General features: G+C 50.1%; 16 protein-coding genes, 2 tRNA genes and 1 rRNA gene. 16 read left to right on the top strand and 3 right to left on the bottom strand.

The features are described 5' to 3' along the window. From rrf to KNO94_RS11560, 3 genes are all read left to right on the top strand, one after another. Positions 1-87 (top strand): 5S ribosomal RNA (gene rrf / locus KNO94_RS11550); the annotation flags it as partial. A 163-nt stretch (positions 88-250) separates the two neighbouring features. Then, on the top strand, positions 251-1,189 hold the full coding sequence (locus KNO94_RS11555) for a coiled-coil domain-containing protein (RefSeq protein WP_214779856.1): 939 nt from the start codon (positions 251-253) through the stop codon (positions 1,187-1,189). A 163-nt stretch (positions 1,190-1,352) separates the two neighbouring features. Next, positions 1,353-1,994, top strand: coding sequence for a uridine kinase family protein (locus KNO94_RS11560; RefSeq protein ID WP_214779858.1), 642 nt, complete (start codon positions 1,353-1,355; stop codon positions 1,992-1,994). Here KNO94_RS11560 and KNO94_RS11565 read toward each other — a convergent pair. Continuing rightward, positions 1,979-2,761: a sporulation protein gene (locus KNO94_RS11565; protein WP_214779860.1), complete on the bottom strand. Its 783-nt coding sequence runs from the start codon at positions 2,759-2,761 to the stop codon at positions 1,979-1,981. The two genes, KNO94_RS11560 and KNO94_RS11565, sit on opposite strands and share 16 nt — an antisense overlap. A 139-nt stretch (positions 2,762-2,900) precedes the next feature. On the opposite strand from KNO94_RS11565, the gene KNO94_RS11570 reads away from it, so the two are divergent. The 7 genes from KNO94_RS11570 (at position 2,901) to KNO94_RS11600 (ending at position 6,337) form a co-directional block, all read left to right on the top strand. Then, positions 2,901-2,977 (top strand) — tRNA-Met (locus tag KNO94_RS11570). 25 nt (positions 2,978-3,002) lie between these two features. Next, a tRNA-Met gene (locus KNO94_RS11575) sits at positions 3,003-3,079 on the top strand. A gap of 101 nt (positions 3,080-3,180) precedes the next feature. Next, positions 3,181-3,630, top strand: a complete 450-nt coding sequence (tsaE, locus tag KNO94_RS11580; protein ID WP_015880566.1) for a tRNA (adenosine(37)-N6)-threonylcarbamoyltransferase complex ATPase subunit type 1 TsaE — start codon at positions 3,181-3,183, stop codon at positions 3,628-3,630. Then, on the top strand, positions 3,627-4,283 hold the full coding sequence (tsaB, locus tag KNO94_RS11585) for a tRNA (adenosine(37)-N6)-threonylcarbamoyltransferase complex dimerization subunit type 1 TsaB (protein WP_214779862.1): 657 nt from the start codon (positions 3,627-3,629) through the stop codon (positions 4,281-4,283). Before tsaE ends, tsaB begins: the two co-directional genes overlap by 4 nt. Next, positions 4,276-4,737: a ribosomal protein S18-alanine N-acetyltransferase gene (rimI, locus tag KNO94_RS11590; protein ID WP_214743004.1), complete on the top strand. Its 462-nt coding sequence runs from the start codon at positions 4,276-4,278 to the stop codon at positions 4,735-4,737. Before tsaB ends, rimI begins: the two co-directional genes overlap by 8 nt. Then, a complete protein-coding gene (tsaD, locus tag KNO94_RS11595; protein ID WP_214779864.1) occupies positions 4,734-5,756 on the top strand; it encodes a tRNA (adenosine(37)-N6)-threonylcarbamoyltransferase complex transferase subunit TsaD in 1,023 nt (340 codons plus the stop codon). Before rimI ends, tsaD begins: the two co-directional genes overlap by 4 nt. Positions 5,757-5,770: 14 nt before the next feature. Further along, complete coding sequence (locus KNO94_RS11600) at positions 5,771-6,337, top strand: hypothetical protein (RefSeq protein ID WP_214779866.1); 567 nt, start codon at positions 5,771-5,773, stop codon at positions 6,335-6,337. A 46-nt stretch (positions 6,338-6,383) separates the two neighbouring features. On the opposite strand, the gene KNO94_RS11605 is transcribed toward KNO94_RS11600, so the two are convergent. Both KNO94_RS11605 and KNO94_RS11610 read right to left on the bottom strand, forming a co-directional pair. Further along, positions 6,384-6,791 carry a hypothetical protein gene (locus KNO94_RS11605; protein WP_214779868.1) on the bottom strand — a complete coding sequence of 136 codons (408 nt, stop codon included), beginning with the start codon at positions 6,789-6,791 and terminating at the stop codon, positions 6,384-6,386. After that, positions 6,788-8,689: an ABC-F family ATP-binding cassette domain-containing protein gene (locus KNO94_RS11610; protein ID WP_214779870.1), complete on the bottom strand. Its 1,902-nt coding sequence runs from the start codon at positions 8,687-8,689 to the stop codon at positions 6,788-6,790. Before KNO94_RS11610 ends, KNO94_RS11605 begins: the two co-directional genes overlap by 4 nt. A gap of 150 nt (positions 8,690-8,839) precedes the next feature. Between KNO94_RS11610 and KNO94_RS11615 the strand changes: the two genes are divergently transcribed. The 6 genes from KNO94_RS11615 (at position 8,840) to KNO94_RS11640 (ending at position 12,781) form a co-directional block, all read left to right on the top strand. Then, positions 8,840-9,496, top strand: coding sequence for a redox-sensing transcriptional repressor Rex (locus KNO94_RS11615; protein WP_026824455.1), 657 nt, complete (start codon positions 8,840-8,842; stop codon positions 9,494-9,496). After that, on the top strand, positions 9,496-9,714 hold the full coding sequence (tatA, locus tag KNO94_RS11620; protein WP_015880580.1) for a twin-arginine translocase TatA/TatE family subunit: 219 nt from the start codon (positions 9,496-9,498) through the stop codon (positions 9,712-9,714). The genes KNO94_RS11615 and tatA overlap by 1 nt, the downstream gene beginning before the upstream one ends. A 3-nt stretch (positions 9,715-9,717) precedes the next feature. After that, complete coding sequence (gene tatC, locus KNO94_RS11625) at positions 9,718-10,506, top strand: twin-arginine translocase subunit TatC (protein WP_214779872.1); 789 nt, start codon at positions 9,718-9,720, stop codon at positions 10,504-10,506. A 131-nt stretch (positions 10,507-10,637) separates the two neighbouring features. Next, entirely contained in the window at positions 10,638-10,931 is a 294-nt protein-coding gene (locus KNO94_RS11630) for a hypothetical protein (protein WP_214779874.1), read from the top strand. 38 nt (positions 10,932-10,969) lie between these two features. Continuing rightward, entirely contained in the window at positions 10,970-11,263 is a 294-nt protein-coding gene (locus KNO94_RS11635) for a hypothetical protein (RefSeq protein ID WP_214779876.1), read from the top strand. A 171-nt stretch (positions 11,264-11,434) separates the two neighbouring features. Continuing rightward, positions 11,435-12,781, top strand: a complete 1,347-nt coding sequence (locus KNO94_RS11640; RefSeq protein WP_214779878.1) for an FAD-dependent oxidoreductase — start codon at positions 11,435-11,437, stop codon at positions 12,779-12,781. Positions 12,782-12,807 lie beyond the last annotated feature (26 nt).

Raw genomic sequence — 12,807 nt, forward strand, 5'->3', positions numbered from 1 at the left:
GTTCCCATGCCGAACACGGAAGTTAAGCGTCTCAGCGCCGAAAGTAGTTGGGGGATCTCCCCCTGTGAGGATAGGACGTTGCCAGGCAACAACGCAGAGGACGACCGAGCATAGCGCTCGGTCGTTTTTTTGTTTCTTTGAAACTTTGTCCCTTCTTTTTCGTACTAAGTAAGAGAAAGAGGGGATGTTTATAAATCATGAATCTCCTCAGATTAACTCATTCGATAAACAAAATGAGAGGGGAAACATCATGCAGAATCTTCAGGAGACCCAATTAGATTTACAACAGCGTATCGCCGAGCGAGATCGACTTGTGCGTAAGCAAGAGATACTAAACAAACAGTTAAAAGAGCATGAGGCGGTGCGGAAAGCACTACTCAATTCATTCACGAAAGAACAACGTGATGTGTATGACCTTGAAAGCTTCTCGCTCGTCAACACGTGGCGAAAATTACGAGGAACGTTTGATGAACAACGGACGATTGAAATGGAAGAGGCTGCTCGCGCTGAGCTGAAATTACGAGAACACGAAGCGATGATTGACGAATTGACGCTCGAACATCGAGATTTACAAGAACAGCTCGAGGGATATGAGGGAATCGACGCTGAGTGGGAGAACTTCTTACAATCAAAAGAATCCCATCTGGTGAAAGACCCAGCTGTTCGCCGAGACTTACACCATCTCACGAATCAACAAGCCGAAACGAATGAACTTCTCATCGAATATCGGGAAGCCATCGTTGCTGGTAAGGCGGCACGGTCGACGATTGCAAAAACACTCAAACATCTAGATAGTGCGAAAGGGTGGTCAACGTATGATACGTTCTTCGGGGGTGGCTTGATTGCTACAGCCATGAAGCATGAGGCGCTAGATGCTTCCGAGCAGACGATGCATGAATTACAATCTGCGTTGGAGCGCTTCTCCCGTGAATTAGCGGACGTGCAAGGGATTGTTCAGGAGTTGCATGTCGATCGAGGTTCACTCATTCAGTTCGCAGATTACTTTTTGGATGATATTTTTTCAGAATGGACGATGCATGGACGAATCAATGATTCTTTAGATCAAGTGAACGGACTGGATCAGGAAATCAGTCAGGTGATTGCTCGTATGACGAGACAAGTGGAACGGTTAGAACAGAAGCTTGACGAGACTGAAGAAAAAAGAAGACAGCTCATCTTGACACGATGAGCTGTTTGTTCATTATAATAGTTTCAGCCGTTTGACCTAAGTGAGAACTTTACTCGTGACGAAGAATGGCGTGCAGATGAGCCTGTGAGATGAGAAGATGGACAAGTGGACATGAGATGGTTACATTTCCTTTGTACATCAAGTGTACCGAAGGGGGAGAATCATGGAACAACTGATTGAGGATATTGTACAAAGTGTGAAATCGGATCAACGGACACTGATTGCCATCTCCGGACATGGGGCGGCCGGAAAATCGACGTTGGCAGAAAAATTACGGGAACGACTCGGTGATATCAACCTGCTTCACACAGACCCGTATATCACAGATTCACAGTTGCGGAAACAAACGATTCTCACGTATCAACACGATGGAACGACCTATCAGTATAAGATGACGGCGTGTCATCCGGCCGCGCATCATCTGCTGTCACTCGAGCGAGATGTCCGTATGATTCGGGAAGGGATTGGGTTTTATACGATTGATGTCCCCTATCTAGAGCGGACATGGATTGATCCGGAGAAGCCAATCACGATTATTGAAGGAATGAGTGTCGCATTCCTGGATCTTTCGTCTTTTGACCAATCGATATATCTTTATACGGATGGAGAGACGGAGTTCAAGCGACGTTCGCATCGTGATATTCAGGAACGAGGGATGAAGCTGGACTATTTACACGCTTCACATTTAGAGCGACGTCTGCAATATGAATTGTTCATGCATCCGTATCGCCACCACTTTCAAACCATCGTCAACACGAGTAAGAATGAAATGCAAATTGAAAAAACCGCTCACGAGGAGCGGTGACTGCGTAGCGTATCTTGAATGCCGAGACCGAGCTGTTCTTGTTCGCGCTCGAGTTGTTCCCATGTGAGGGAACGATGACGTAATTCGACGTCGGTCGCCATCGATTCGAGCGTTCGCTGGGTCTCGATGTTGTCGAGCCAGTAGTAGAGGTCAATCCCGTCTTCATGCAAGCGCCAAAACGATTTGACGACTTCAAACTCATCGGCCCATTCCCCGACCGGCTTGAATCCATACTTTTCAACGAATGGATACGGACGTTCTTCCCCGAGCGGGTCGATCACGTTTCGGACGAACATCGGCTCAAGTCCGGCATGAGCGGTCGCATCGAGTAATCGTTTCAGTTCAGGCATCGGTTCGATTTCGATGTGTTCGATCACGTCAAACCAAACCCGTTTGATGTCCTTGTCCCATAACGTAGCCTCTATACTATATGGGGCACCGGCAGAAGAGGGTGCGTACATCGTCAACTCGAATGAAAACAGAACGTCCTCTTTCGCTCCGGGCTCTAATACAAGCGATAGTGGAATCGGGACTTCTTGAATATCAGCTTCTCGATTGAACTCGTTTCCTTCCATGGTGATGTCTTTGAACGTCGTCAAGAAGGTCAGGGTGAGTTCCTGTAAGCGAACGACATTCGTTGTCGGGTTGGAGACGTGCAACGTACCCGTCACGGTTTGCTTCGGAATGAGTGCTGCCGGGTCAAACGTGATCTCGGCTTCGATCTCCGAAAAGAACCATTTCTTGAATCGATTTCCCCATTTGGACATGGCGGTCGCGCCCCTTTTCTCTGATAGTCTGTGCTGTTATATCTGTTCCCGATTCCATTTTTGAAAAAACATTAAGAAAATGGTTGCTTTTTATAACTGTCTCGCTTATTATAGAGGATGTCGAAACAATTCAAACCATCGCGGGGTGGAGCAGTCTGGTAGCTCGTCGGGCTCATAACCCGAAGGTCGTCGGTTCAAATCCGGCCCCCGCAACCAATTTTTATTTAATTTCATATGTCGTCGCGGGGTGGAGCAGTCTGGTAGCTCGTCGGGCTCATAACCCGAAGGTCGTTGGTTCAAATCCAGCCCCCGCAACCAATTTTTAAATGAGATAGCGAAACGATAGCGTTTCGTGTTTTTTTTTGCTTAAAATGAAGTGTACAATGAGTACGTATGAGAAGTGAAAAGGAGAACCATTCATGTATACATTGATTACGCATTCTGCGGCGGAGACGCAGGCGGTGGCAGAACGATTGGCCACACTCGTCGAAGCAGGCACGGTCATCACGTTAAACGGTGACCTCGGTGCCGGCAAAACGACGTTCACACAAGGATTCGCAAAAGGACTTGGAGTCACGCGGAACGTCAACAGTCCGACCTTCACGATTATGAAACAATACAAAGGGCGATTGCCGCTCTATCATATGGATGTCTATCGTCTCGAGGATACGGGGGATGACATCGGTCTTGAGGAATATATCAACGGTGACGGTGTCGCCATCGTGGAGTGGTCGAACTTGATCGAGTCTTCTCTTCCAGAAGAACGCTTGGCCATCACGATTGAACGGGTCGGCGACGAAGAACGCAAACTGACACTCGCTCCGACGGGTGAGCGTTACGTTCAAATCGCCAAGGAGGTGCTCGCATGAAGCAATTGATGATTGATACGGCGACGACACGTTTGTCAGTCGCGTTAAGTGAGGCTGGAGAGATTCAAGCAGAAGCGACGGTCATGGTCTCAAAAAACCATGCGGTCACACTCATGCCGATGATTGAACAGCTCATGGCAGCGGTCAAGTGGACACCGAACATGCTCGAGCGCATCGTTGTCACGACAGGACCTGGTTCGTATACGGGAATTCGCATCGGAGTGACGACGGCGAAGACACTCGCTTATACGCTTAATCTTCCACTCATCGGCGTGTCCGCTCTTCAACTTATGGCAGCGGCCCCGAATACCGATTTGCCGGTCGTCTCATTGATTGACGCGCGCCGTGGCAATGCCTATATCGGATATTATCAGCACAACAAGGCACTGACGCACGATCAGCATGCCTCGGTCGCGGATTGGTTGCGACTGAATAGTCAAGGTCGCTTCCTTGTCGTCGGAGACGTGGAACCGTTCCGTGACGTGTTAAGTGGATATGACTATATCGAGGCACCGGCTGCCCATCGATACGGGCGTGCGAGTGATTTGGTCGTCTTCAGCGATGAGACGAGTGACGTCCATGCGTTTGAACCGGAGTATTTGCGACTCGCCGAGGCGGAAGCGAAATGGTTAGAGGGACAAAACAATGGCTGACGTGAAAATTCGGCGGATGACGTGGCTTGATGTCGAGGAAGTGACGAAAGTCGAAGAAGCGTCATTCGCCATTCCGTGGACAAAAGAGGCGTTCATGAATGAGATGCTTCGAAATGAACAGGCCGCTTATTTTGTCGCGGTCCATGACAAACGGGTCGTCGGGTTTGTCGGCGTTTGGACAATCGTCGATGAAGGACATATCACAAACATTGCCGTCTTACCTGAGTTTCGTGGACAGGGCATCGGCAATCAATTGTTAGCGGAACTTGTCGCGTTCGCCAAGTCGAAAGGACTCGTCGGATTGACGTTAGAAGTCCGCGTGTCGAACGTCGGCGCGCAAAAACTGTATGAACAGTTCGGTTTTATGCAAGCCGGTCGGAGAAGACGCTACTATCAGGATAATAATGAAGACGCCTATATTTATTGGGCGAAGTTAGGAAGTGAGTCAGAATGAACACATCACTGATTCTCTCGATCGAGTCGAGCTGTGACGAGACGTCTGTTGCGCTCGTCAAAGACGGGAAGACGTTATTGTCGAACGTCGTCTCTTCTCAAATCGAGAGTCATAAACGATTTGGTGGCGTCGTCCCTGAAGTGGCGTCTCGTCATCATGTGGAACGGATCACGTACGTGATTGACGATGCATTGAGTGAGGCAGGCGTGACGATGGAAGATGTCGATGCGGTTGCGGTCACACAAGGACCGGGTCTCGTCGGTGCCCTTCTCGTCGGGATCAGTGCGGCCAAAGCATTGGCGTTTGCCCATCAAAAACCACTCATCGGCGTCCACCATATCGCCGGACATATTTACGCGAACGAACTCGTTGAAGAGATGCAGTTCCCACTCGTCTGTCTCGTTGTCTCAGGTGGACACACAGAGCTCGTCTATATGCCAGAACACGGTGTCTTCGAAGTCATCGGGGAGACACGTGACGACGCAGCGGGTGAGGCGTACGATAAGGTCGCACGCACGCTCAGTCTCCCATATCCGGGAGGTCCTGCGATTGACCGCTTGGCTGCAGTCGGGAAAGACACGTACAACTTCCCACGCGTTCGTCTCGAACCGGGTAGCTTCGACTTCAGTTTCAGTGGCTTGAAGTCATCGGTCATCAACGCCGTACACAATGCGGAACAACGAGGCGAGACGGTCATCCCTGAAAACTTGGCAGCGAGCTTCCAGGCGAGTGTCGTCGAAGTGCTCGTCGAGAAAGCGATTCGTGCCGTGAAGGAAAAAGGGGCGAAGCAATTGCTTGTCGCGGGTGGTGTCGCGGCGAACCGTGGCCTCCGCGCAGCGCTTCAAGAAGCGGCTACAGCTGAAGGGATTCAACTCGTCATTCCACCGCTTGACCTCTGTGGGGACAACGCAGGCATGATCGGGGTGGCGGCTCATCACGCGTATGTGCGCGGGAAGCGCGATACACTAGCGATGAATGCGGTTCCTGGGTTATCCTTAGAAGAGAGCATGACAGTCTAGGGGGAAATAGAGACATGACGAAACGCATCATCATTGGAGGACTCATCGTACTACTCGTCGTTGCGACATTCTTACAAGTACGTGAGATCATCCGCGCTTACAATATCGCCTATCAAGAAGAGATTGTTCCAGAAGAGACGCGAGTGAAGTCATTGACTGGAGAAGACACATTGGAGGGCATCGGTCGCGTGACCGGAGAGAATACCTTAATCGAGTCACTATACGGCTACACAAGCGTCGTCGATCAAGAGCCAGAGCGTGTGATCGTCGTCGATCGTAATCTCGGGGTACAGCCAAAAGCGAGCGATGCTTATTATGAAATCGAGAGGGGTCGCGAGGCAACGGAAGAAGAAGCGGCAAAGTTTGATGATTTGATTGAAGAGCTCGACAATCAGCAACTGTTCGCACAAGTCATCTCGACGCATGAAGCACGCTATGTGACGAATGGCGAAAAGCCGATGACGTTCTATAAGGTGTTCACACGTGACGTCGACACGAACGAGGCTGTCTTCTTTATCGCTGAAGACGGGACGAAGCTCGACTTCCATACAATCGGATTCCAGCCGTTACGATATTTCTAATATAAAGAGAGGCCAGCGTATTCAAAACGCTGACCTCTTTTTTCGTTCACGCTTTTGGTTGTCGATAATTCTCTCGATGCCACGTATTGATGCGGCTCACGATGAACACGAGAAGAGCGAGAATCCACATGAAGAGCGTCTCTTCATAGAAGTGGGCCCACACCGATCCAGGCGCATAGAACGTATGGACCGTCACATCAACCGGCCAGACGACGAGACGGATGAAGAGCGTGCTCATGAGCAGGCCACTGAAGAGACTGAGTAGTATCCCTGGCCACGTCTGAATGATGAAGCCGATGACGACCGGTAAAAAGTAAAAGAGAATAGCCGGGACAATCGTCGGCTCCCCACGGATGAGTTCAGATACGAACTGGGTCCCGGTCGGCACGATATAGGCGAGTCCTGTGAGGAACGCTTGAATGAACTCGATTCGCATGGCACGGGTACGCATCATGTATGGAGTTCCTCCCATTCCGCATAAAGTGCGGTAATCGATTCTTTCGCTGCGTCCGATTCGGTCGACAACTCCTGGGCACGGGCGAAGTCGTTGAAGACTTCCGGCTCACAAAGCAACTGTTCGATTTCGTCGAGCCGATTCTCATGTTGCTCAATCGCTTGCTCAATCTCTTCGATGCGCTGTTTGATGCGGCGCTCTTCTCGCTGTTGTTCCTTATCGGCGCGTTGTTTTTTCACGACGACCTGCTTCGTCTCTTCACGGGCGAGTCGCGCCAGTTCCTCGAGTTCTTCTTTCTTCTCGACGTAGTACGAATAGTCTCCAAGATACTCGTCGATGCCGTTCGGTGTGATCTCTAGCACACGCGTCGCGAGTCGATCGATGAAGTAGCGATCATGCGAGACGAAGAGAATCGTGCCCGGATAGTCGAGGAGGGCATTCTCTAAGATCATCTTCGAGTCGAGGTCCAAGTGGTTCGTCGGCTCGTCCAGGATCAGGAGGTTCGGTTGCTCGAGCTTCAGCTTGGCCAAGGTGAGTCGTGCCCGTTCGCCACCGGATAGTTCATGAACACGCTTCATGACGTCATCGCCACTGAAGAGGAACTGTCCGAGCAGACTCCGCACTTCTTGCTCGCGCATGAGCGGCCAGTCGTTCCAAATCTCGTCGATGACACGGTTCGCGTCAGACAAGTTTTGTTGCTCCTGGTCGTAGTAGCCGATTTCGACGCCCGTTCCGTAACGGATCTCACCGGTGAGGGCGGCTTGTTGTTTCGTCAACACTTTGAGGAGGGTCGACTTCCCGACCCCGTTCGGACCGACGAGCGCGACGGACTCCCCGCGTTGCAGTTGGAAACGGAGATTTTGAGCGATTGCTTCCTCGTATCCGATGGCGAGGTCACTCGCGCTCAATACATCGTTCCCGCTCTGGCGTTTGATAGAGAACGAGAGGACGGCACTGCGTTCGTCACCATCCGGAGCATCGAGTCGGTCGACTTTCTCGAGACGTTTCCGCACGCTTTGTGCACGTTTCGTCGTCGTCGCCCGGGCGATGTTTCGTTGGATGAAGTCCTGCATCTTGGCAATCTCTTCTTGCTGCGACTCGAACTGCTTCTTCTCTTGTTCGTAGAGGGCCGCCTTCTGCTCGAGATACTTCGTATAGTTCCCGACGAAGCGGCGGCTCCGATGACGTGACAACTCATAGACGACCGAAACGACGCGGTCGAGGAAGTAGCGGTCGTGGGAGACGATGAGGACGGCACCTTTATAGCCGCTCAAGTACTTCTCTAGCCAGGCGAGCGTCTCGATGTCCAAATGGTTCGTCGGCTCATCCAAGATAAGCAGGTCGGGACTTTGAAGGAGCATCTTCGCCAAGGCGAGACGCGTCCGTTGTCCCCCGGAGAGCGTGTCGATGCGACGCTCGAAGTCGTCCGGGTAGAAGCGCATCCCGTGGAGAACTGAGCGGATGGTCGCTTCATATTGGTATCCGCCACGTTCTTTGAACGTATGTTGCTCTTCATCATAAGAAGAGAGGAGACGTTCATATGCAGCGGCGTCATTTAGGATTCGTTCTGAGCCCATGTCAGCCTCCATGCGACGGAGCGTCTTCTCTTGCTCGATCAAGTCCGTGAAGACGGTGAGCATCTCATTCCAGATCGTCTCGTCGGATTCTAACCCTGAGTCTTGGGCGAGATAGCCGATCGTGACGTCTTTTGGCTTCATGATGTCCCCGGAGTCATAGTTGTATTCACCAGCGATGACTTTCAAAAGCGTCGACTTCCCGGCCCCGTTACGACCGACAAGGGCGACGCGTTCGCCTTCCTGGATTTCGAGTTTGACGTTTTCTAAAATCGGCTCGACGCCGAAGGATTTGGATAAGTTGTTGACTTGCAGTAGGATCAAGTGAAAAAACCCCTTTCTCTCTATTTAGTATACTGTATTTTTCAGCGATTTTAGGTATATTCGTTGAGTGGTCATGTGAATTCGTTTACAATCAAGGTGTATGAAATTCAGATTCGTTTGTAACGTGTCGTAAAAAGGAGGCTCTTTCCGTTGAGTCAAAACGAACCAAAGATTCCACAAGCGACAGCCAAACGGTTGCCACTATACTATCGATTTATTCAAAGCCTGCACGCGTCAGGGAAACAACGTGTCTCTTCAGCAGAACTGAGTGAGGCGGTCAAAGTCGATTCGGCTACGATTCGCCGTGATTTCTCGTACTTCGGTGCGCTCGGTAAAAAGGGATATGGCTATAACGTGCAGTATCTGTTAGACTTTTTCCGAAAGACACTGAATCAAGACGAGATTACGAATGTCGCCTTGGTCGGGGTCGGTCACCTTGGGACGGCATTCGTCAACTATAACTTCCTTAAAAACAATAACACACATATCGTCGTCGGGTTCGACGCAGACGAGACAAAAGTCGGCACGACGATGTCAGGCGTCCCAATTCATCACGTCGATGAGATGGAACAGATCATGAAGCAAAACAAGATTGACGTCGCCATTTTGACGGTGCCTTCTGCCTATGCGCAACCCGTCGCAGATGACTTGGTGCGCTTTGGTATCAAAGGCATCTTGAACTTCACACCGGCACGACTCACTGTACCGGACACGGTTCGCGTCCATCACATCGATTTGTCGATTGAGCTGCAGTCACTCATTTACTTTATGCAACACTATCCAACCGCTGAGGGGGTCCATCAATAATGGAATTACTAGCATCATCACTCGTCGTCGGGATTCCGGGTGGGGCGAGTCTATTCATCATCGCCATCATCGCGCTCATCATCTTCGGACCGAAGAAATTGCCGGAGTTTGGTCGCGCGGCCGGACAGACGCTTCGTGAGTTCAAAAATGCAACAAACGGCATGATGAACGAGCACGAAGAGAACGACAAGAAAGCTATCGAAAAGAAAGAGCAGTAAGCCATGAATCATCAACCTGATCAAGAGCGGGAACTCACCGATCACTTGACAGAGCTGCGGAGACGACTGATGCTATCTGCATTTGTCGTCTTTGCCTTCTTTTTGGTAGCTTTGCCGAGTGTCAAATATGTACTCGCTTATTTGCAAGAAGATCTCGTCGAACGCGGGCTCGAACTGAACGCTTTTGGGGTCGCAGACCCACTCATGATTTACTTGAACTTGGCGCTCATTATCGGTCTGATTGCGGCGAGCCCATTCCTACTGTATCAAGTGTGGGCGTTTGTCGCACCCGGTCTGCATCCGAATGAGCGGAAAGGCACGCTCGCCTATATCCCAATCATCTTCGGACTGTTCTTGATCGGCCTTGCGTTCGCCTACTACTGGTTGTTCCCGCTTGTCCTCGATATCTCGACGGACCTCGGGCAAGACCTCGGACTCGAACAAATCATCGGGGCGAACAATTACTTCACGTTCTTGTTGCAACTGACGATCCCGTTCGGTCTATTGTTCCAATTGCCGGTCGTGACGATGTTCTTGACCCGAATCGGTGTCGTGACCCCGTACTTCTTATCTAAGATTCGAAAGTACGCGTACTTCGCCCTATTCGTGATCGCGGCATTCATCACACCGCCGGATTTGACGTCGCACCTCATGGTGTCGCTACCACTCTTCTTCCTATATGAAATCAGTTTATCGATTTCACGCGTCACCTACAAAGGGGTATTGCGTCGAGAGAAGGAAGCGATGGTACAAGAACAGATGGATTTAATGAAACAGATGAATGAAAAATGAGCATCGTTCCGTAAGTGGAATGATGCTTTTTTGTTGTGACATACTGTTATGATAGGATACGAGCGATTGAGAAATTTTTCCATTTTGTATGCTATAATAAAACGAGGCACAGATGTAAGGGAGGATGCACGATGATTCGGGAGTACAACGGAGAGGACTTTATATTGCTAGGCACGATGACAACCATCTTACTGTTTTTCTTATTTTTCTCTATACAATCTCGATTGCGACGTCAATTCATCGTTTCGTCGTTGCTACTCGTGACTGGCTATATCTTCTTTTTTGTCGGAATGACAATCGTACGTGGTTGGGACGCGATCGGCTGGCTTGCACTAGGGCTGATCTTGTACGTGCTTGGTATGATTCTTCACGTTGGCATTGTCATTTATCAGAGAGTGAAAAGTAGACGTGAAGGAGAGTCTTGAAAGAGTCGTTCCAATCAAGTCATGAGGAGGTAAAAAGGATGAATGACATTATCATTTTGCTCGTATTGCTGTTTGGACTGACACTGGGAGTCATCATTTCAACGTATCAAATAATTCGAACGAAGAAACAAAGGCCTTTTCCATTCATCTTGAATACAGTATTGGTCGTAAGTGGCTATACGCTATTGGTTGGCAGTTTGATGCTTGGATACGGATGGGGAGCATTGTGGTGGGCGGTCGTCGGGCTCGCTATGAACGTCTTCGGTTTGATCGTGCATCTATTTGTAATAATCTATCATCTATTATTGAAAAAGCGGCGAGTCCGGTCATGAGAATGAGCGGATTTTTTCTGTTCAAACTTTAGACACTTTTACGTGAAAAAGTGAGCAAAGTCATTGAATCTTATATTGTGAAATAGTACACTAAGGTCAAGAAGTAAATGTGATGTTTATCACAATATAAAACGAAACGTATTGTTTAACATAAAAGGAGAGACGACTCATATGAAAATCGCAGTCATCGGATGTACACACGCAGGAACAGCAGCAGTCAAAGGATTACTCGCCAAGCACGACAATCTCGATATCACCGTTTACGAGCGGAACGATAATGTTAGCTTCCTCTCGTGTGGGATTGCGCTCCACGTTGGTGGTGTCGTCCAACGTGCGGAAGAGTTATTCTACTCGTCACCACGTGAACTTGAAGAACTCGGTGCGACGATGCGCATGAAACATGACGTCTTGTCGATCGACTCCGAAGCGAAGACGGTCCACGCTAAAAATCTTGAGACCGGTGAAGACGTGCATGACACGTATGACCGCTTGATCGTCACGACGGGTTCATGGCCGATCGTCCCGACGCTCCCAGGAATCGAAATGAATGGAATCGAGCTCTGTAAAAACTACGCGCACGCCCAACGCATCATCGAGCGGGCGACAGACGCGACGAAGATTGCCGTCATCGGGGCTGGCTATATCGGGGTCGAGCTCGTCGAAGCGTTCGAATCATACGGAAAACACGTCACATTCATCGATAGTGCCGACCGCATCTTGAACAAATATCTCGATAAATCGTTCACAGATCCACTAGAAGCGGACATGACCAGTCGCGGAATCGACCTCGAACTCGGTCAGACGGTCGAAGCGTTCCGTGGAACAGAAGGGAACGTCACACACGTCGTGACGGACAAAGGTGAATTCGAAGCGGATCTCGTCATCCTCTGCGTCGGATTCCGTCCGAACACAGGACTGTTAGAAGGGCAAGTCGATATGCTTGGGAACGGCGCCATCATCGTCGACGAATATATGCGTACGAGCAACCCCGATATCTTTGCGGCAGGTGACAGCTGTGCCGTCTACTATAACCCGGCACGCACACATGCCTACATCCCACTTGCGACGAACGCTGTCCGTATGGGAACGCTCGTCGCGGAAAATATGATGCAACCACGTGTCCGCTACCAAGGGACGCAAGGAACGTCAGGACTTCGACTCTACGACTGGAACATTGCGTCGTCTGGTTTGACAGAAGAAGCGGCAGCTCTATTCGGACTCGACGTAGAAAGTGTCATCATTGAGGACGCGTATCGTCCGGAGTTCATGCCGACCGCAGAGAAAGTTGAATTCAAACTCGTCTATGAAAAAGAAACGCATCGGATTGTCGGAGGACAAGTGTTATCGAAAGCGGATTTGACGCAAGCGGTCAACACACTCTCGCTCGCCATCCAAAACGAGATGACGATCGAAGAGCTCGCCTATGTCGACTTCTTCTTCCAACCACACTACAACAAGCCATGGCACTTCCTGAACAGCGGAGCGCTTGAAGCGATGAAAGACAAAGTGAATGCCTAACAAAAAAACGCGGAAGCTGCATGGCT

Origin of the sequence: Exiguobacterium sp. s22, assembly GCF_018617455.1 — a bacterium.
GTDB lineage: Bacteria > Bacillota > Bacilli > Exiguobacteriales > Exiguobacteriaceae > Exiguobacterium.